This is a genomic window from Streptomyces sp. NBC_01197, assembly GCF_036010505.1.
Taxonomy (GTDB): Bacteria; Actinomycetota; Actinomycetes; order Streptomycetales; family Streptomycetaceae; genus Streptomyces.
The window spans coordinates 1,253,180-1,271,516 of record NZ_CP108569.1 but is presented as its reverse complement, the minus strand read 5'-3'; the positions used below and the strand labels follow the sequence as shown (position 1 = coordinate 1,271,516).

The 18,337-nt window shown below is 71.3% G+C and carries 15 protein-coding genes; 8 read left to right on the top strand and 7 right to left on the bottom strand.

The features are described 5' to 3' along the window. Positions 1-71 precede the first annotated feature (71 nt). On the top strand, positions 72-905 hold the full coding sequence (locus OG452_RS05775; protein ID WP_327294536.1) for a GntR family transcriptional regulator: 834 nt from the start codon (positions 72-74) through the stop codon (positions 903-905). Positions 906-957: 52 nt separating this feature from the next. Here the strand turns inward: OG452_RS05775 and OG452_RS05770 are convergent, their stop codons facing one another. Beyond that, positions 958-1,728 (bottom strand): hypothetical protein, encoded by a 771-nt coding sequence (locus OG452_RS05770; RefSeq protein WP_327294535.1) that lies wholly within the window; start codon positions 1,726-1,728, stop codon positions 958-960. Positions 1,729-1,880: 152 nt separating this feature from the next. Beyond that, positions 1,881-3,584: a PucR family transcriptional regulator gene (locus OG452_RS05765; protein ID WP_327294533.1), complete on the bottom strand. Its 1,704-nt coding sequence runs from the start codon at positions 3,582-3,584 to the stop codon at positions 1,881-1,883. Between the two features lie 286 nt (positions 3,585-3,870). On the opposite strand from OG452_RS05765, the gene OG452_RS05760 reads away from it, so the two are divergent. The 6 genes from OG452_RS05760 (at position 3,871) to OG452_RS05735 (ending at position 12,298) form a co-directional block, all read left to right on the top strand. Next, positions 3,871-4,761 carry an FAD binding domain-containing protein gene (locus tag OG452_RS05760; protein ID WP_327294532.1) on the top strand — a complete coding sequence of 297 codons (891 nt, stop codon included), beginning with the start codon at positions 3,871-3,873 and terminating at the stop codon, positions 4,759-4,761. Next, a complete protein-coding gene (locus OG452_RS05755; protein ID WP_327294531.1) occupies positions 4,761-5,354 on the top strand; it encodes a (2Fe-2S)-binding protein in 594 nt (197 codons plus the stop codon). Before OG452_RS05760 ends, OG452_RS05755 begins: the two co-directional genes overlap by 1 nt. A 2-nt stretch (positions 5,355-5,356) precedes the next feature. Beyond that, on the top strand, positions 5,357-7,741 hold the full coding sequence (locus tag OG452_RS05750; RefSeq protein WP_327294530.1) for a xanthine dehydrogenase family protein molybdopterin-binding subunit: 2,385 nt from the start codon (positions 5,357-5,359) through the stop codon (positions 7,739-7,741). A gap of 234 nt (positions 7,742-7,975) precedes the next feature. Continuing rightward, complete coding sequence (locus tag OG452_RS05745; protein WP_327294529.1) at positions 7,976-9,454, top strand: NCS2 family permease; 1,479 nt, start codon at positions 7,976-7,978, stop codon at positions 9,452-9,454. Positions 9,455-9,492: 38 nt separating this feature from the next. Then, positions 9,493-10,644 (top strand): XdhC/CoxI family protein, encoded by a 1,152-nt coding sequence (locus tag OG452_RS05740; protein WP_327294528.1) that lies wholly within the window; start codon positions 9,493-9,495, stop codon positions 10,642-10,644. 157 nt (positions 10,645-10,801) lie between these two features. Further along, a complete protein-coding gene (locus OG452_RS05735) occupies positions 10,802-12,298 on the top strand; it encodes a DUF6056 family protein (protein WP_327294527.1) in 1,497 nt (498 codons plus the stop codon). Here the strand turns inward: OG452_RS05735 and OG452_RS05730 are convergent. The 5 genes from OG452_RS05730 to OG452_RS05710 form a co-directional block, all read right to left on the bottom strand. Continuing rightward, positions 12,273-12,767, bottom strand: coding sequence for a GtrA family protein (locus OG452_RS05730; RefSeq protein WP_327294526.1), 495 nt, complete (start codon positions 12,765-12,767; stop codon positions 12,273-12,275). The two genes, OG452_RS05735 and OG452_RS05730, sit on opposite strands and share 26 nt — an antisense overlap. Continuing rightward, complete coding sequence (locus tag OG452_RS05725) at positions 12,764-13,747, bottom strand: glycosyltransferase family 2 protein (protein WP_327299520.1); 984 nt, start codon at positions 13,745-13,747, stop codon at positions 12,764-12,766. Before OG452_RS05725 ends, OG452_RS05730 begins: the two co-directional genes overlap by 4 nt. A 198-nt stretch (positions 13,748-13,945) precedes the next feature. After that, positions 13,946-14,122 carry a hypothetical protein gene (locus OG452_RS05720; protein WP_327294525.1) on the bottom strand — a complete coding sequence of 59 codons (177 nt, stop codon included), beginning with the start codon at positions 14,120-14,122 and terminating at the stop codon, positions 13,946-13,948. A 173-nt stretch (positions 14,123-14,295) separates the two neighbouring features. Further along, the gene (locus OG452_RS05715) at positions 14,296-14,802 is read right to left on the bottom strand and encodes a MarR family winged helix-turn-helix transcriptional regulator (protein WP_327294524.1); all 507 of its coding nucleotides are present in this window, start codon (positions 14,800-14,802) and stop codon (positions 14,296-14,298) included. Between the two features lie 56 nt (positions 14,803-14,858). After that, positions 14,859-16,637, bottom strand: a complete 1,779-nt coding sequence (locus tag OG452_RS05710) for an FUSC family protein (protein WP_327294523.1) — start codon at positions 16,635-16,637, stop codon at positions 14,859-14,861. A 386-nt stretch (positions 16,638-17,023) separates the two neighbouring features. On the opposite strand from OG452_RS05710, the gene OG452_RS05705 reads away from it, so the two are divergent. After that, a complete protein-coding gene (locus OG452_RS05705; protein WP_327294522.1) occupies positions 17,024-18,313 on the top strand; it encodes an ROK family protein in 1,290 nt (429 codons plus the stop codon). Positions 18,314-18,337: the final 24 nt, after the last annotated feature.

The window sequence follows — 18,337 nt, the reverse complement described above, 5'->3', positions numbered from 1 at the left end:
CGATCTGGTCCATGTTTGAACTGAGGCCCCGTCCGCCTATCGTGCTGAACAGGACGCCGGAGGAGGACCAGGTGGAACAGGGCAGAGCACGCGATGCGGTACAGCCGTATGCGCCCGCGCACCCGTCCGGCCCGGCCCGGATCCCCGATCCCGCGCGCAGCCCCGAGCGGCGGGAAGCCGCCGGACCGGCCCGCGGTGAACACATCCGCTGTGAGCCGGCCGCGGCCGCCGTACGGCCGGTGCCCGCCGGGCCGTACGCAGCCGCGTCCCCCGGAGCGAAGCAGGTGCGGCGCCACTCGGTGCGCGGCCAGATCCTGGACGCGCTGCGCACCGCCCTGGTGGACGGCGAGCTGGTCCCCGGCGAGGTCTACTCCGGTCCGGCGCTCGGCGAGCGCTTCGGTGTCTCCGCCACCCCGGTACGGGAAGCCATGCAGCAACTCGCCGTCGAGGGCGCCGTCGAGGTCGTGCCGAACCGGGGCTTCCGGGTCGCCGAGCGGAGCGCCCGGGAACTCGCCGAGCTGGCCGAGGTGCGGGCCCTGATCGAGGTCCCGGTGATGCTTCGACTCGCGCATGCCGTCCCGGCGGACCACTGGGCCGGGCTGCGGCCGCTCGCCGAGGCCACGGTCTCCGCCGCCGCTGTCGGCGACCGCGCCCGCTACGCCGAGTCCGACCGCGCCTTCCACGGTGCCGTCCTCGGGCTCTCGGGGAACCAGCAACTGGTCGCCGTGGCCGACGAGCTGCACCGCAAGGCCCAGTGGCCGCTGGTGAGCGCACCCGTCACCCGGCGCGCCGATCTCCTCGCCGACGCGTCGGAGCACACCGCCCTGCTGGACGCCCTGATCGCCCGCGACCTCGCGGTCGTCCAGTCACTTGTACGGGAGCACTTCACCGGGGCGCCCGGCTGAACCGGAGTACCCGCTGAACCGGCGGGCCGACCCGCCCGCATCCCAGCTGCGCTCACACCGCCGCTGCAGGTGGTGTGAGCTGCGCGGCCAGCCAGGTCGGTACGCCGTCGAGCAGCCGGAACAGCCGGGCCGCCTCGGCCCGCAGTCGGGTCGCCTCCGGTTCCGGCTCCGCGTCGGCGAGCGCGGCGAGTGCCGGGGCGGTACCCACCAGGTAGCCCAGCTCCTCCCGTATCCGCAGGGACTCGGCGAAGCCGTGCCTGGCCTCGGCGAGTTCGCCCTCCCGCAGGGCCAGCGAAGCCAGATGGCGCCAGGTGAAGGAGAGCAGCAGCGTCTGGCCGTGTGCTGTGGCGCCCGCGTGGGCCCGGCGGTAGGCGGCGCGCGCCGACTGGGCCGAGTCGGCGAGGTTCTGGGCGATCAGCCCGCGGCGGAAGTCCAGGAGCGGCCGGCCCGGCGAGCCCGGCGCGATCAGAGCGGCCGCCCGGCCCATCGCGGCCCGTGCCTCGTCGGCCCGGTCCCGTACGCCCAACAGCGTTGACGCGTAACCGAGCTGGCCGCGTTCACAGGCCGCGGCACCGCGTGCCTCGTCGCTGCGGGCGAGCGCCTCGGCCGTCCGCAGGGCGTCCTCCGCGTCCGTCCAGCCCTGCTCCGTGTAGAGACAACGCTCGATCAGCAGCGCGGCCCGGTGCAGGGCCGCGTCGGCGTCGTGCTTCGCGTGCGGTTCCAGCAGGGCGGCCGCGTCCGCCCAGCAGCCGCGTGAGCGCAGCCGCCATACCGCGGTCTGGAGTGGAGGATCGTCATCAGCTGTCGTTCCGTAACCAGACATGGCGGTATAGGCCACATTGCCCTCCCCGAGCGCACCATTGAGCTGTTGAGTCTGGGCGCATCTCAGCACGGATTGGCACGCCGGGCCAAGGGGGTCGGGTGAATCAATTCACAATGTGCGGCTCCATGCGGGCCCCCGCGGGGCGCCGCGCGTCAGCTCATCCGCAGGGCCAGGAAGAAATCGAGCTTGTCCTCCAGGCGCGAGAGGTCACGCCCCGTCAACTGCTCGATCCGGCCGACGCGGTAGCGCAGCGTGTTGACGTGCAGATGCAGCCGGGTCGCGCAGCGGGTCCATGAACCGTCGCAGTCCAGGAAGGCCTCCAGGGTCGGGATCAGCTCCGCCCGGTGCCGCCTGTCGTAGTCCCGCAGCGGGTCGAGCAGCCGGGCGGTGAACGCCCGCCGTACGTCGTCGGGCACGAACGGCAGCAGCAGTACGTGCGAGGCGAGTTCATGGTGGCCCGCCGCGCAGACCCGGCCCGGCCGGGCCGCGGCCACCCGCCGGGCGTGCCTGGCCTCTTCCAGGGCGCCGCGCAACCCCTCGGCCGAGTGCACGGAGGCGGAGACCCCGAGCGTCAGCCGCCCGTCGTCGGCGAGCCCGGCCGTGAGCGGTTCGCGTACGGAGGTGAGCAGCTCGTCCGCGTGCAGCCCGGTGCCCGAGCCCTGGTCCGCGCCGTCGTCTCCGGCGTCCGGTGCGAGCGGCGGAAGGGGCACGAGCGCGATGGCCTCGTCACCCGTGTGGGCCACCGCGATCCGGTCGGACGAACCAGGGCCGGAGCCGCCCGGCAGCGCCTGCTCGACCAGGATCTCCTCAAGCAGCGACTGGGCCACCGGGCCCGCGTCGATCACCGGTCCTTCCTGCTGGTCCCAGTCGACCCGGGCGACGACCACCTGCCAGCGCGGAGCCGTCCCGATCCCCGGCATCAGCACCGGCGCGGCCACCCGCAGCCTGGCGGCGATCTCGGCGGGCGGCGCCCCCGTCTGGACCAGTTCGAGAACCTCCTGCGCGAGTCTGCGCCGTACGGTACGGGCCGCGTCGCGCCGGTCGCGCTCGACGGCGATCAGCTGGGTCACACCCTGGAGCAGATCCAGCCGGGCGGCCGGCCAGTCGCCCGCGTCCGCCTCCACGGCGAGCAGCCAGTCGGAGAGCACGGTCTCGCGGACGTCGCGGAGGCCGGCGGCCGCGCCGCGCCCGCCGCCCCGCACCGGGAACAGCGAGTACGAGGTGGAGTGCACCGTGACCCGGTGCGGCCCCCGGCGCCCGGTCCGGGTCGCGGCCAGGTGCTCGGCCGCCAGTACGGCGCCGGTCCCTTCCGGCAGCGGGTCGCCCGCCCCGGCGATCTGCCGGCCGGTGGGGGAGAGCACCCACGCGTGCAGGTCCAGGTCGGTGGTCAGCAGGTCGAGCACCACGTCGGGGCCGCCGCCCGCCGGGCCGGACGTCATCAGCCTGCGGTGCCGGTCCACGACGGCGGCGAGGTCCCCGGCCCGCTCGCCCGAGACCTGCCGCACCACGTACTCGGTGATGACGGCGAAGGCGACCGACTCCTCCACCGCGAAGATCGGCAGCCGGTGACGCACACAGGCCTCGACCAGGTCGTCGGGGACGTCCCCCAGCTCCGCCTCGCCCGCCGCGAGCCCCACGACCCCGGCGCTCGCGAGGATCCGTACGAACGGCTCGGAGTCCTCGGCCGAGCGCCGCCAGGCGAGCCCCGTCAGGACCAGCTCACCCCCGGTGAGGTACCGGCTCGGATCGCGCAGATCCGTGGTCATCACGCCGCGGACCGTGCGGTCCAGCTCGTCCTCACCGCCGAGCAGCCGCAGGCCCAGCGCGTCCGTGTCCAGCAGTGCGCGCAGCCGCATCTCGTCGCCGCCGATCCGTATCGTCCGCCGTCCCGGTGCAGCCGGTCGGCGGAGCCTGTCGTTTCCAGAGGAAAGCCAAGAGGTAACTGAACCCCGTCTTTCGTTCGAACATACAAGACGACCAAGCACACCAGCCAACTCCTTCATGGTTTCGGTGACTGCACCCCGCGCGGCCCGGCTTGTGTACTTGTGCCGTCAAGCGTTAACAGCAGATGAACATCCAGTCGAGGGCCGGCCGTCCCGGGCCCCAGCGAACAACCCTGAATGAGAAGAAGAGAGCCGCTACATGGACTTCCTTCGCCCCGCCAGCTGGGAGGAGGCGCTCGCCGCCAAGGCCGAGCACCCCACGGCTGTGCCGATCGCCGGTGGCACCGACATCATGGTGGAGATCAACTTCGACCACCGCCGGCCCCAGTACCTCCTGGATCTGAACCGCATCGGCCTCCTCAGCGAGTGGCATGTCGGCGAGGAGACCGTCCAGCTGGGCGCGTCCGTCCCGTACGCCAAGATCATGCAGCACCTGCGCACGGAGCTGCCCGGTCTCGCGCTCGCTTCGCACACCGTGGCCTCCCCGCAGATCCGCAACCGCGGCGGTGTCGGCGGCAACCTCGGCACCGCGTCGCCCGCCGGTGACGCCCACCCGGCGCTGCTCTCCGCGGACTGCCAGGTCGAGGCCGAGTCGGTGCGCGGGTCCCGGCTGATCCCCATCGACGACTTCTACACCGGGGTGAAGCGCAACGCGCTCGCACCCGACGAGCTCATCAAGTCGGTCCACATCAAGAAGGCCGACGGCCCGCAGCAGTATTCCAAGGTCGGCACCCGCAACGCGATGGTCATCGCGGTGTGCGCCTTCGGAATCGCGCTGCACCCCGAGACCCGCACGGTCCGCACCGGCATCGGCTCGGCCGCCCCGACCCCGATCCGGGCGAAGGCCGCCGAGGACTTCCTGAACGCGGCGCTCGAAGAGGGCGGCTTCTGGGAGAGCGGAAAGATCATCACCCCGTCGATCGCCAAGCAGTTCGCCGAGCTGGTCTCCGGCGCGGCGAACCCGATCGACGATGTCCGCGGCACGGCCAGCTACCGCCGTCACGCCGTCGGCATCATGGCCCGCCGCACGCTCGGCTGGACCTGGGAGTCGTACCGCGGCAACGGCCGCAGCACAGAGGGAGTCGCATAATGCGCGTGAACTTCACGGTCAACGGCCGTCCGCAGGAGGCCGACGACGTCTGGGAGGGCGAGAGCCTGCTCTACGTGCTCCGCGAGCGCATGGGCCTGCCCGGTTCCAAGAACGCCTGTGAGCAGGGCGAATGCGGCTCCTGCACGGTGCGCCTCGACGGCGTCCCGGTCTGCTCCTGTCTGGTCGCCGCCGGGCAGGCCGAGGGCCGCGAGGTCGTCACGGTCGAGGGCCTGGCGGACTACTCCAAGCACCGCGACGGCGCCCACCCCGGCACCGGCTGCGCCTCGTCCGACTGCGGCACCAGCCTGGACGCCGCCAAGCGCTGGCAGTCCAAGCCGACCGACGGCCGTACCGGCGAGGCCGGTGACCTCTCCCCGATCCAGCAGGCGTTCATCGACGCCGGCGCCGTGCAGTGCGGTTTCTGCACCCCGGGTCTGCTGGTCGCCGCCGACGAGCTGCTCGAGCAGAACGACTCGCCGTCCGACGCGGACATCCGTGAGGCGCTCTCCGGCAACCTCTGCCGCTGCACCGGTTACGAGAAGATCCTCGACGCGGTCCGTCTCGCGGCCGCTCGCCAGGAAGAGACGGTCTGATCATGGGCGTCACTGGTTCACCCACCAACATCAAGCAGGGCTCGAAGACCAAGGGCGGCATCGGCGAGTCCACGCTCCGCCCCGACGGCACCCTCAAGGTCACCGGCGAGTTCGCGTACTCGTCCGACATGTGGCACGAGGACATGCTCTGGGGCTTCACCCTCCGCTCCACCACCGCGCACGCCGAGATCAGGTCGATCGACATCTCCGAGGCGCTCGCGACGTCCGGCGTCTACTCCGTGCTCACCTACGACGACCTGCCCACCGAGATGAAGAACTACGGCCTGGAGATCCAGGACACCCCGGTTCTCGCCCACGGAAAGGTCCGCCACCACGGTGAGCCGGTGGCGCTCGTAGCCGCCGACCACCCGGAGACGGCCCGCCGGGCCGCGGCCAAGATCAAGATCGATTACGTCGAGCTGCCCGTCATCACCGACGAGGCGTCGGCGATCGCGCCGGACGCGCTGCTCGTCCACGAGGGCCGCGACGACCACCACATCGGCCATGTCCCGCACCCGAACATCGTCCACCGCCAGCCGATCATCCGCGGTGACGCCGACGAGGCCGCGAAGCGCGCCGCCGTCATCGTCACGGGCGACTACGTCTTCGGTATGCAGGACCAGGCGTTCCTCGGCCCGGAGTCCGGTCTCGCGGTGCCCTCGGAGGACGGCGGTGTCGACCTGTACGTCGCCACCCAGTGGCTGCACTCCGACCTCCGGCAGATCGCGCCGGTCCTCGGTCTGCCCGAGGACAAGGTCCGGATGACGCTCTCCGGCGTCGGCGGCGCGTTCGGCGGCCGCGAGGACCTGTCGATGCAGATCCACGCCTGTCTGCTGGCGCTCCGCACCGGCAAGCCGGTCAAGATCGTCTACAACCGGTTCGAGTCCTTCTTCGGCCACGTCCACCGCCACCCGGCGAAGCTCCACTACGAGCACGGGGCCACCAAGGACGGCAAGCTCACCCACATGAAGTGCCGGATCGTGCTGGACGGCGGCGCCTACGCGTCCGCTTCCCCGGCCGTCGTCGGCAACGCCTCCTCGCTCGCCGTGGGCCCGTACGTCATCGAGGACGTCGACATCGAGGCCCTCGCGCTCTACACCAACAACCCGCCCTGCGGCGCCATGCGCGGCTTCGGCGCGGTCCAGGCGTGCTTCGCGTACGAGGCGCAGATGGACAAGCTCGCGGCGAAGCTGGACATGGATCCGGTGGAGTTCCGCCAGCTCAACGCCATGACGCAGGGCACGAAGCTGCCGACAGGACAGGTCTGTGACTCGCCGGCGCCCGTCGCCGAGCTGCTGCGCCTGGTCAAATCGCGTCCGCTGCCGCCCGAGCAGCAGTGGCTCTCGGCCGGTGAGGACGCGGACGTCCGCGCCCTGCCCGGCGGCCTCTCCAACACCACGCACGGCGAGGGTGTCGTACGCGGTGTCGGCTACGCGGTCGGCCTCAAGAACGTCGGCTTCTCCGAGGGCTTCGACGACTACTCCACCGCCCGGGTGCGGATGGAGGTCATCAACGGCGAGCCCGTCGCGACCGTGCACACCGCGATGGCCGAGGTCGGCCAGGGCGGCGTCACGGTCCACGCACAGATCGTCCGCACCGAACTCGGCGTCAACCAGGTGACCATCCACCCGGCCGACACCCAGGTCGGCTCGGCCGGCTCGACGTCCGCCTCCCGGCAGACGTACATGACCGGCGGCGCGGTGAAGAACACCGCGGAGGCCGTCCGCGAGAAGGTCCTGGAGATCGGCCGGGCCAAGCTCGGCACGTACCACCCGGCCTGGGCGACGGCCGAACTCCTCCTGGAGGGCGGCAAGGTCGTCACCGACGGCGGCGAGGTCCTGGCGGACCTGGTCGACGTGCTGGAGGACGAGGCGGTGGACCTGGAACTGGAGTGGCGCCACCGCCCCACGGTCGCCTTCGACCTGGTGACCGGCCAGGGCGACGGCCACGTCCAGTACTCGTTCGCCGCGCACCGCGCGGTCGTCGAGGTGGACACCGAGCTCGGCCTGGTCAAGGTCATCGAACTCGCGGTGGCCCAGGACGTCGGCAAGGCGCTCAACCCGCTCTCCGTCGTTGGCCAGATCCAGGGCGGAACCACCCAGGGCCTGGGCGTCGCGGTGATGGAGGAGATCATCGTCGACCCGAAGACCGCGAAGGTGCGCAACCCCTCCTTCACGGACTACCTGATCCCGACGATCCTCGACACGCCGACGATCCCGGTCGACGTACTCGAACTGGCCGACGAGCACGCCCCGTACGGTCTGCGCGGTATCGGCGAGGCGCCGACACTGTCCTCCACACCGGCCGTCCTCTCGGCGATCCGCAACGCGACCGGACTCGAACTGAACCGGACACCGATCAGGCCGGAGCACATCACGGCCACCTGACCGGCCCCAAGCTCTCCGGGCGGCGTATGCCTCCTAGGAACGTCACACTTCCCAGCGTGCGCCGCCCGGAGTCACCAGTACCGCCCCGCTCGCGGTCCTTGCCCCCACACGTACAAGTGCAGTACCCCGTTTCGTCTCGGGCCGTCCCCCGGGTCGTGCAGCCAGCGCAGCATCCCAAATCCCGCGTCTCCAATCTCCAGGCGGGTGCCCCTTTGAACCTTGGGAGTAGGCACCATGACCCAGCAGTCCATTGAGCCAGAGACCGTGCCGGAAGACGCCGGCGCGGGCACGCGCCAGCCGGCTGGCAGGTCCTGGCTGGACCGGTACTTTCACATAACAAAGAGAGGGTCGACGGTAGCGACGGAGGTGCGCGGCGGCATCACCACCTTCATGGCGATGGCGTACATCATCCTCCTGAACCCGGTGATCCTGTCCGGCGCCGATGTCACGGGCCACCATCTCAACGGCGGCCAGATCACCACCGCCACCGCCCTCGCCGCGGCCGTCACCACCCTCGTGATGGGCTTCATCGGCAATGTGCCGCTGGCCCTGGCGGCGGGGCTCGGTGTCTCGGCGGTCATGGCGTACCAGGTCGCCCCGGAGATGACCTGGGGCAACGCGTTCGCGATGTGCGTCATCTACGGCGCCATCATCGTGCTGCTGGTGGTCACCGGCCTGCGCGAACTCATCATGAACGCCATCCCACTGGCGCTGAAGCACGCCATCACCATGGGAATCGGCCTCTTCGTCTGCCTCATCGGCCTGGTTCAGGCAGGCTTCGTCACCGGCATGAAGGGCCCCGGCGGCGTCTCGGGAGCCAAGCCGCTCCAGCTGGGTACCAGTGACATGCTGACCGGCTGGCCGGTGCTCTGCTTCGCCGTCACGCTCCTGCTGATCTTCGCACTCCAGGTCCGCAAGGTGCCCGGCGCGATCCTGATCGGCATCGTCGGCGGCACGATCTTCGCCGCGATCGTCCACCAGGTCGCCGGGCTCAGCCAGAAGGACTGGGGACTCAACGCCCCCGCGCTCCACGGCTCGCCCGTCAGCGCGCCGGACTTCGGCCTCTTCGGCAGTGTCTCGTTCAGCGGAATCGGCCATGTCGGCGGCATCACCGTCGGCGTCATCGTCTTCACCCTGGTGCTCGCCGGATTCTTCGACGCGATCGGCACGATCATCGGTGTCGGCCAGCAGGCCAACCTCGTCGACAGGGACGGGAAGATGCCGGGCCTCAACAAGGCCCTGACCATCGACGGCGCCGGCGGCATCGTCGGCGGTCTCGCCGGGGCGTCGGGCCAGACGGTCTTCGTCGAGTCCACCGCGGGCGTCGGCGACGGCGCGCGCACCGGCCTCGCCAGTGTCGTCACCGGCGTCGGCTTCGCGCTCTGCCTGGTCTTCACCCCGCTCGCCCAGCTCATCCCCACCCAGGTCGCGTCCGCCGCGCTGGTCGTCATCGGCTCGATGATGCTGACCAACGCCAAGCACATCGACTGGAACGACCAGGCCACCTCCATCCCGGTGTTCCTGACCACCGTTCTGATGCCGTTCGCCTACTCCATCACCGTGGGTATCGCGGCCGGTGTCATCTCCCACGTCCTCATCAAGGCCGTCCAGGGCAAGTTCCGGGAGATCGGCTGGCTGATGTGGGTACTCACCGCAGTGTTCCTGGCGTACTTCGCACTCCATCCCATTGAGAGCTGGCTGGGCGTCAAGTAGCCGCCCGCCCCCTTTCGCATATCCGTGAGGAGACCGACATGCTGGACATCGCCGAAGAACTGAACCGGTGGGTCGAGCAGGGACGCGAATTCGCCGTCGCCACCGTGGTGGCGGTCGGCGGAAGCGCGCCGCGCCGCCCGGGAGCCGCACTCGCGGTGGACACCGAGGGCACTGCGATCGGGTCGGTCTCCGGCGGCTGTGTGGAGGGGGCGGTCTACGAGCTCTGCCAGGAAGCCCTGGAAACCGGCCGCAGCGTTGTCGAACGCTTCGGCTACAGCGACGAGGATGCCTTCGCCGTAGGCCTGACCTGCGGCGGCGTCATCGACATACTGATCACCCCGCTCCGGGCCGACGCACCCTCGCGGGAGACATACGTGGCCGCGCTCGCCGCCGCCGCCGATGGCACGTCGGCGGCCGTGGCCCGGATCACCGACGGCCCGGACGAGCTGCTTGGCCGCGCCGTGCTGGTCCACACCGACGGATCGTACGAAGGGACGCTGGGCGGCCACCGGGAGCTGGACCGCACCGCCGTCTCCGAAGCGCTGGCCATGCTGGACGCGGGCCGCACCGAGACCATCACGATCGGTGAGGACGGCTCGCGCTGCGGCCGCCCGCTGACGCTGCTGGTCGAGTCGAGCGTGCCGCCGCCCCGGATGATCGTCTTCGGCGCGATCGATTTCGCGTCGGCCCTGGTCACCGTCGGAAAACTGCTTGGTTACCGGGTCACCGTCTGCGACGCCCGCCCGGTCTTCGCGACCGCCACCCGCTTCCCCGACGCCGACGAGATCGTCGTCGACTGGCCGCACCGCTATCTGCAGTCCACCGAGGTCGACAGCAGGACCGCACTCTGCGTCCTCACACACGACGCGAAGTTCGACGTGCCGCTGCTGAAACTGGCCCTCACCCTGCCGGTCGCCTATGTGGGCGCGATGGGCTCACGCCGTACCCACCTCGACCGGAACACCCGGCTCCGCGACGTCGGCGTCACCGAGCTGGAACTGGCCCGCCTCCGCTCGCCCATCGGCCTGGACCTCGGCGCCAGGACCCCCGAGGAGACCGCCCTGTCGATCGGCGCGGAGATCGTCGCCCACCGGCGCGGCGGCACCGGGGCCCCGCTCACCGGCGCACACACACCCATCCACCACGACAGCGCGACGGGCCCGGCCGGCCGGATAGGCTCCGTCGCCTGACACGCCCCGGGCAGTGCGTGACCCGGGGGACACGCACTGCCCGGCTTCACCCGATCGGGGCAATTAGGTGGCCTGAGGGGGTACGGGATGGAACGCGGAGGCGTCGAAATACGTCTTGCGGGCCGACCGGCAACAACCCCGAGAGGCAGTGGTGAACATGGCCGTCGACGCATCGAGCGTCACCGCCCCCAGGCAACCGGGCGACGGAGACCTGACGTCGAGAGGCCCCGGGCGCGGCGGACCGCTCCGGGAACTGGCCAGATCCTGGGCGCTCGTCCTCTCCCTGGTACCGCTCGGCCTGCTCGCCGTGGCGGCCTGGTACGGGCAGTATGTGCGCCCCAGCGCCGACGAGTGGTGCTTCCTGCCGTTCGTACGTGACCACGGAATCTCCGGGCTCACCGGAAAGTTCTACTTCCACGACAACGGCCGGATCGCCAACGGCTGGCTCGTCGGCCTCTACGCCGAGCCGGGAGTCCCCGGCCACCAGTGGTACGGACTGGTCAGCGGTGTACTGATGGTGGGGCTGCTCTGGGCGGTGATCGCCCTGGCCTTCCGGGCCGGCCGGCTCACCGTGCCGCGCGGCGTACCGCTGCTCGTGGCCTCCGTCACGGCCGTGGTCTTCCTCCTCGCCACCACGAACACGTACAAGACGTTCTTCTGGCCCGCGGCCTCCGTCTCGCACACCCTGGCGCCCGTGCTCGCCTTCGCCGCGGTCATCCCGGCGCTGCTGGCCCGCGGCCCCCGGGCCAGGATCGCCGCCCTCGTCATCGCCGTGTTCGCGGGCACCTTCCTCGGGACGCTGTCCGAGGAGACCTCGGTCGTGCTCCTGGTGGTCCTCTCGGCCGTCGTGCTCTTCGCCGGACAGGTCTTCACCGCCGACGCGCGGCGCTACGCCCGGCGCTGGGCGCTCGCCACGATGGCCGGTGTCGTCATCGGTGTGGTGCTGCTGGTGACGTCACCCGGCTCGCGTGAGCGCCGCCAGAAGTTCGGCGCCGGGACTTCGATGGTGTCCCCCGACTCGCTGACGACCTCCCTGCACCTGTACGTCCACATCATCTGGACGGTCGTGTCGACCTGGCAGTACCTGGGCGCGGTCGCGGCCGGCCTGGTGCTCGGTCTGGTGGCGCGCCGGGAGAGGTCCGGGTCCCTGCTGCCGTGCCGCCCGTTCCTCCTCGCGGGCGTCGGGGCGCTGGCCCTGCTGGTCTCCGGTTTCCTGTGCACCGTCATCACGTACCCGGTGTTCGGGAAGCACGTCCTGACCACCGAGCGGACCTGGAACGACTATCTGCTGCTGTACGTCCTGCTGCTCCTCGGCATCGGCGCTCTGCTGGGCCGCGCGATCCGGCTGCGCCCGCGAGGGGCGCTGGCCGTGACGGCCGCGGCGGGCGTCGTCTGCGCCGGGGTCTGCGTCTCACTGGCCGTGCCGCTGCACACCCTCGGGCACCAGATGCACGTCAGGGCCGAGAAGTGGGACCGCCAGGACCAGTGGATGCGGAAGGAGTCGGCGGCCGGGGCGAAGGTGCTGCCGTACAAGCCGCTCCATGTGGGCAAGATGCTGGAGCCCTTCAGCATGAAGCCGCACGGCTGGCCGGCCAGCTGCGTCGCCGACTACTACCACGTCGACCGGGTCACCCACGCGAAGCGGCTGCCCTGACCCGGTCCTCGTCGGGCGCGGAGGCCGCGCCCGAGTCGATGGCCCAGCGGGCCAGCAGGAACGAGACGGGAGTGACGAGGACACCGGCCGCGACCGCCGCGATGTCCTCGTTCATCCCGAGCATGCTCACCGCCAGGTAGAGCAGGATTCCGCTGCCCACGACATTGACCAGGCCGGAGACCGGGTAGCGCGCGAAGGCGCGCCAGGTGGGGCGGGTGCGGCAGGTGATGTACGAGTTGAGCAGGAACGACACCGTGATGCCCACGGCCCAGCCCAGCACATGGGCCGCCAGATACGGCATCCAGTGGTTCAGCGTGGCGAACACCGCGTAATAGACACCGGTATTGGCGACCCCGATCGCCGCGAACGTGGCGAACTGCCTGAGCGAACGGCCCTTCTTCGCGGGCGGCGGGGGCTCGGCCGGGGGCGGGGGAGGTGTGGCGGGTGTGCGCGTTCCGTCGGAGCTCATGAGGTCGGCCGCACCTGCCCCGCGGCCTCCAGCGGGGAGCGCGACACGAAGTCCTTGGCACGGTCGTCGGTCTCGCTGACCACGTAGTGCGGCCTGCGCTTCGACTCGTGGTAGATCCGCCCGACGTACTCGCCGATGACCCCGAGGGTGGCGAGCTGGATCCCGCTGAGCGCGACGATCGCGGTGATCAGCGTCGTGTATCCGGGGGTGTCGACCCCGTCGAGCAGGACGTTCCCGATGATGTACACCGCGTAGACGAGCGCCGAGAGGAAGAGGCAGAGGCCCGTGTGGATGGCGAGCCGGAGCGGCTTGCTGTTGAACGAGAGCAGACCGTCGATGCCGTAGTTGAGCAGGTGGCGCCCGCCCCACTTCGACTCCCCGGCCGCCCGCTCCACGTTCTGGTAGGTGAAGCTGACGGTGTCGAAACCGATCCAGGAGAAGATCCCCTTGGAGAAGCGGTTGCTCTCGGGGAGCGACAGCACACTGTCCACCGCGCGGCGGGACAGCAGCCTGAAATCGCCCGCTCCGTCGATGACCTCGACATCCATGCAGCGCCGGACGAGCCGGTAGTACGCCCGGCTGAGCGCGGACCGCAGCTTGCCCTCGCCCGTACGGTCGCGCTGGGCGACGACCTGGTCGTAACCGTGCCGGTGCAGGTCGAGCATGCGCGGCAGGAGCGTGGGCGGATGCTGGAGGTCGGCGTCCATCAGGACGGCCGCGTCGCCCGCCGCCATCCGCAGGCCGGCGAGCATCGCCGACTCCTTGCCGAAGTTGCGGCTGAAGGAGGTGTAGCGCACTCGTGAGTCGTCGGCTGCGAGCCCGCGGAGTTCACTCAGGGTCCGGTCTGCGCTGCCGTCGTCGACGTAGCAGATCTCGAACGTCTCCCCGGTCGGTTCGAGCGCGGCGACCAGCGCGGTGTGGAAGGCGCCGATCACCTCCGCTTCGTTGTAGCACGGTACGACAACCGAAAGGTGCACCATCGTCATTCACTCCGTGTCTGTTTGCGAACGGCGATCTCCCTCCGGAAATCGCTACCCATGAAGAACGGTGGTGAGGGCGGCGGGGTTGCCTGTCGTGACCAAACCGATTCAGACTTTGCGTCACCGGGCGATCACGATCGAAAAGGATCCGAACGGTGGCGAGTCGGACCGCCGCGAAGATGCGGGCCGGTGTACGGCTCAGGTCTGCGGGACTTTCCCCGGCGCGCGCCGGGCCGACGCGCCGTGCCAGTACTGGGCGGGGTCCGCCTGCTGGAGGGCTTCCTCGGCGAGCTTGCGCGCCTCGGCGAGAACATCGCCCTGCTCCTGGACCAGCTGGTCGTATATCGGCGAACCCGGGGTGGAGAGATAGCTCACTGGCGTACGTTCCTTACAAGTCGGCTGCCTGTCCAGCCGCTATTGCCCGGAAAGCGCCGGACCATTCACGATCGATCGGACGCTCCGTGCCGGGGCGGCGGTCCCCGGACACGCGGCCGGGGCACACCGCCCTCGCTGAACCCGCGGCCGGGGTGCGCGGACCGGACCCGGTGTCACTCCACGAGGCTGCCCAGCCGGCCTTCGAGCAGTACCAGCAGTTCGCTCAGCGAATCGGACAGCTCGTCGCGGCCCCGGGCGTCGATTCCGTCCAGCAGGGCCGCCTCGTACCGCAGCTGGACCGGGAGCAGCCGGTCCAGGAGTGTGCGGCCCTCCTCCGTGAGGGAGAGGTGCGAGACGCGGCGGTCGCGGTCGTCCGGCCGCCGGGCGACGAGCCCGCGCTCCTCCAGCTGCCGTACGCGCTTGGTCACCGCGGCCCCCGACGCGAAGGTCTCGCGGGCGATCCGGCCCGGCGTGAGCTCACGGTCCACCCGGCGCAGAGTGCCGAGTACGTCGAACTCCGGCCGGGAGAGTCCCTCCCGGCGGAGCGGTGCGTCGGCGGCCTGCTGCAGCAGTGCGGAGCAGCGGTTGAGCCGTCCGATCACCGCCATCGGGCCGGTGTCGAGCCCGGGCAGCACCTGCTCCCATTGCCGGATCACCCCCGCGACGATGTCCTCGGCCATGTACACCCTCCTCGCTCTCGGTCCGGGTCGATTCTGCCCCTTGTGGAGCTGTCTCCCTAAGCGGCCGGTACCGGCGGCGCGGTGCGGCGTACCAGCAGCGCCAGCGTGTGATGGCCGTCCTGCTCGGCGGAGGTGACAGGGCCGGTGGGCAGGGCGCGTTGCCACCACTCGCCGGCCGCGACATCGACGGCCTCGCGCAGTTCCACCAGCGCGAGGGCCAGGCGGTCCCGGGCCCACCCCGTGGTGTGGTCGGGGGCGGCCCGCAGCTCGACCAGGCGCCGGGCGGCGGCCTCGGCCGTCGTGACACGCACCAGGGCCGCATCGATACGGTCGGTGGCCCGGCGGTTGGTGACCAGCAGGCAGCAGAGCAGCCCGAGCACCGCGCCCGTCAAGGTGTCCAGGGCACGGTCCGTGATCAGGGTGTGGGCGGGCATGGCGGTACCGAACTCGGTCAGCAGCAGTGCCATCGGGGTGACGCACACCGACCCCAGCCAGTAGTTGCGGGTCATGAAGGCCTCCGCGCCGATCTGGAAGGCCAGGGCCAGCAGCACCATGGTGAATCGGCCGGTGTGGATCAGCGGAAGAAGCGCGAAGTAGAGGGCCAGACCGAGCACGTTGCCGATGAGACGCTGGACCGCCCGCTGCCAGGAGAGCGTGATGTTGGCCTGGAAGAGCGAGGCCGCGGTGACCACGGCCCAGTACGGATGCCCCACCCCGACGGCGAGCGAGGCCCAGCCGGCGAGCGCGCACCCGACGGCTACCCGCGCTCCGATGGGCAGCAGCGGCGACCCGGGACGCAGCCGCGCCAGCACCGGCCGGATCCCGTGGGCGCGGTCGGGCGGCGGGAGCCTCAGCCGGAGGGCGAGAGCCCGGTGCTCGGCGGTGGTGAGCCCGACCGTGGGCAACGACCGGCCGCGCCGCAGGACGCGCGCCAGGTCGGCGCACCGCTGCGCCTCCCTGCCCGGATCCGGCACCGGACCAGGCGTAAGGGCTGACATGGGGTCCGTCGTGGGTTCCGGGTCCCGGTCAGGAGGCGGGCCGGCGGATCGGGCCCGGGACAGGGACGCCGGCGCGGCCAGTGCGGACTCCGCGTGGACGAGTAGCCGCTCCAGTGCGGCCCGCTCCTCGTCTCCTGAGCGGACGAGGAAGAGTGTGTGCCAGGCGGCGTTGACGGCCGCGGCTGTGGCGCGCCGGCCGGGGAGCGCGCCGCGCTCTTCCGCGCGCCACAGCGCGGCAGCCGCCTCCAGGGCCCGGGCGACCGCGATCCGCTCCGGCCCGCGCGGCCGGAGCAGCGCCGGAGCCATCCCGGCGGCCCAGGCCACCGCCCCGCCGCCGAGCGCGAGGGCCAGATGAAGGGGGAGCTGCCCCAGATGCTGGGGGACGAAGAAGGCGGATGCGGCGATGAAGGTGAAGATCAGATTGCCGGGCGGGCCGATCCGGGTCGCGTCGCAGGCCATTTTGTGGACGGCGGCCAGCAGCGAAGCGAGCAGCACCAGCAGCGCGGGCGAGGTGACCAGCGATGCGCACAGCAGCGCGGCGGCGAGACTCGCGACCATACCGAGCACCACCCACACCAGCGTGCGGGCGCGTGCGGCGTACGGCAGGCCGTGCGCGTAAAGGGCGCACATCGCCCCGGCCGACGTGTAGAGGACGAGGTCCATCCGGCCCAGCGCGAGGAGCACCGCGTCGGGTACGGCAATGGCCACCGCCGCGCTGAGTGCGGGCTTGTGCCAGATGTCGGCCGGGCGCCTCAGCTTGAAGGTGGTCCTGACGGGGAGCGGGCGAATCCGCGGGGGACGTGCGCCCTCCGGTCCTCTCTTGGCGTGCTTGGGCATACCAAAAGATTAGCAGGTGTTTTACTCGTAAAGGATATCTGCCGTGGCACGCGTGTGGTGCCCCATTCGCTCGGCGGCTGTCCATGATGTGGTCGGTGGTTTGACCGGGTTCAGCCATGCCGGATACGTTGCGCGCCATGCAGCCTTCCGCACACCTGACGACTCGTGGTCATGTCGACCTGAAGCGTGTGTGCTCCGCGGCGTGTCACCGGGCCTGACCGCCTGGCTGTACGCGCCGCCCGCTGACTTCATCTCCCCGCCCCGGTTTTCCCGGGCTGCGCGGCGCCCTTCCCGGAAGAAGCAGAGCTCCGCCCATCCTCGGCGGGGTCTGCCGTGTGGCTCCGCAGAGGAGCCCGTACCGCAGTGCCACCCCACCGAGCAACGGGATGCCATCCGTGGACCGTCCGCCCGCGCCCGCCCGCCGCCCCGTCCCTGTCCGCCGTCCCGCCCCCGTCCGCCGCTCCGACATACCGGCCGCCGGACCGCAGCGCCGTGCGGCCGGCGCCGCCACCGGCGCCGTTCTCGCCGCGATCCTCGACCACGGTCCGGTCGCCCGCTCCACCGTCGCCCGTCTCACCGGGCTGTCGCCCGCATCGGTCACCGGCCACTCCAGACAGCTGCTGGCACGCGGCCTGATCCGGGAGGCCGCGGAGACCGCCGGGCCACGCGGTCTGGGGCGGCCCCACATCCCGGTCGAGATCGACACCGGCCAGTGCCTGGTGGCGGGTGCGCACATCGCCGTGGCGCACTCGACGCTCTCCCTGATGGATCTGCGGGGCCGGGTCGTGGCCGAGGAGCGGGAGCCGCACCGGGACACCGACCCCCGGCTGGTGCTTCGCGCACTGGCCGCGCGGCTGCCCCTGCTGGTGGCCGCGCACGCGGGCGGCCGCACCGTACTCGGGCTCGGTGTCGCCACCGGGAACCGCGTCGACCCCGCGGCCGGGACGATCGTGGACCATCCCCAGCTCGGCTGGCGCGATGTGCCGGTACGCGAGTACCTCGCCACGGCCACCGGGCTGCCGGTCCATGTCGACAGCCACGCACGGGCGTTGGCGCGCGCGGAGCAGATGTTCGGTGAGGTGACCACTCGTACCAGCGCGGTACTCCTCTTCGTCGGTGCCGTCATCGACGCGGCCTTCACCTCCGCCGGAACCGTCCATCTGGGGCCGCGCGCCGGGGCGGGGAGTGTGGCGCATCTGCCGGTCGGCCCGGACCACGGGACCGGCGCCGCGGTGCTCTGCGTGTGTGGCAGGCCGGGCTGTCTCCACTCCATGGCCTCGGAGCCCGCGATGCTGAGCCGGGCCGCCGAACAGGGGCTGCGCACAAGGACGTTCAGGGAGCTGCTCGATCTCGCCCTGGCCGGTGAACCCCGTGCACGGGAACTCTTCAGGCGCCGGGCCCGGTATGTCGGCCGGGCGGCGGCCCTGCTGCTGGACACCTTCGACCCCGAGATCCTGGTGGTCGTCGAGCCGGGAGTCGCCCGGCTGCCGGAGTGCCTGGCCGTGCTCCGGGCGGAGGCCGGCGAGCGTTCCCTGGTCTGCGACCACCCCCAACAGACCGTGGTGCCCGGCAGTTTCACCGAGTCGGTGCTGGCCACCGCGGGCGGCGCGGTGGCGCTCGGCGCCCTGTACGCGGACCCGCTCGGCCCCTGGCCCGCGGTGACGGCGGCCTGCTGACGCTCCGGCGGTGCACCGAATTAA

Bases quoted from the DNA above. Each gene is read 5' to 3' on its own strand.
- OG452_RS05730 (WP_327294526.1), bottom strand. From the start codon at position 12,767: ATGAGCTCCGACGGAACGCGCACACCCGCCACACCTCCCCCGCCCCCG.
- OG452_RS05770 (WP_327294535.1), bottom strand. From the start codon at position 1,728: ATGTCTGGTTACGGAACGACAGCTGATGACGATCCTCCACTCCAGACC.
- OG452_RS05705 (WP_327294522.1), top strand. From the start codon at position 17,024: ATGCCATCCGTGGACCGTCCGCCCGCGCCCGCCCGCCGCCCCGTCCCT.
- OG452_RS05740 (WP_327294528.1), top strand. From the start codon at position 9,493: ATGCTGGACATCGCCGAAGAACTGAACCGGTGGGTCGAGCAGGGACGC.
- OG452_RS05755 (WP_327294531.1), top strand. From the start codon at position 4,761: ATGCGCGTGAACTTCACGGTCAACGGCCGTCCGCAGGAGGCCGACGAC.
- OG452_RS05750 (WP_327294530.1), top strand. From the start codon at position 5,357: ATGGGCGTCACTGGTTCACCCACCAACATCAAGCAGGGCTCGAAGACC.
- OG452_RS05715 (WP_327294524.1), bottom strand. From the start codon at position 14,802: ATGGCCGAGGACATCGTCGCGGGGGTGATCCGGCAATGGGAGCAGGTG.
- OG452_RS05710 (WP_327294523.1), bottom strand. From the start codon at position 16,637: ATGCCCAAGCACGCCAAGAGAGGACCGGAGGGCGCACGTCCCCCGCGG.
- OG452_RS05760 (WP_327294532.1), top strand. From the start codon at position 3,871: ATGGACTTCCTTCGCCCCGCCAGCTGGGAGGAGGCGCTCGCCGCCAAG.
- OG452_RS05735 (WP_327294527.1), top strand. From the start codon at position 10,802: ATGGCCGTCGACGCATCGAGCGTCACCGCCCCCAGGCAACCGGGCGAC.
- OG452_RS05725 (WP_327299520.1), bottom strand. From the start codon at position 13,747: ATGGTGCACCTTTCGGTTGTCGTACCGTGCTACAACGAAGCGGAGGTG.
- OG452_RS05765 (WP_327294533.1), bottom strand. From the start codon at position 3,584: ATGCGGCTGCGCGCACTGCTGGACACGGACGCGCTGGGCCTGCGGCTG.
- OG452_RS05745 (WP_327294529.1), top strand. From the start codon at position 7,976: ATGACCCAGCAGTCCATTGAGCCAGAGACCGTGCCGGAAGACGCCGGC.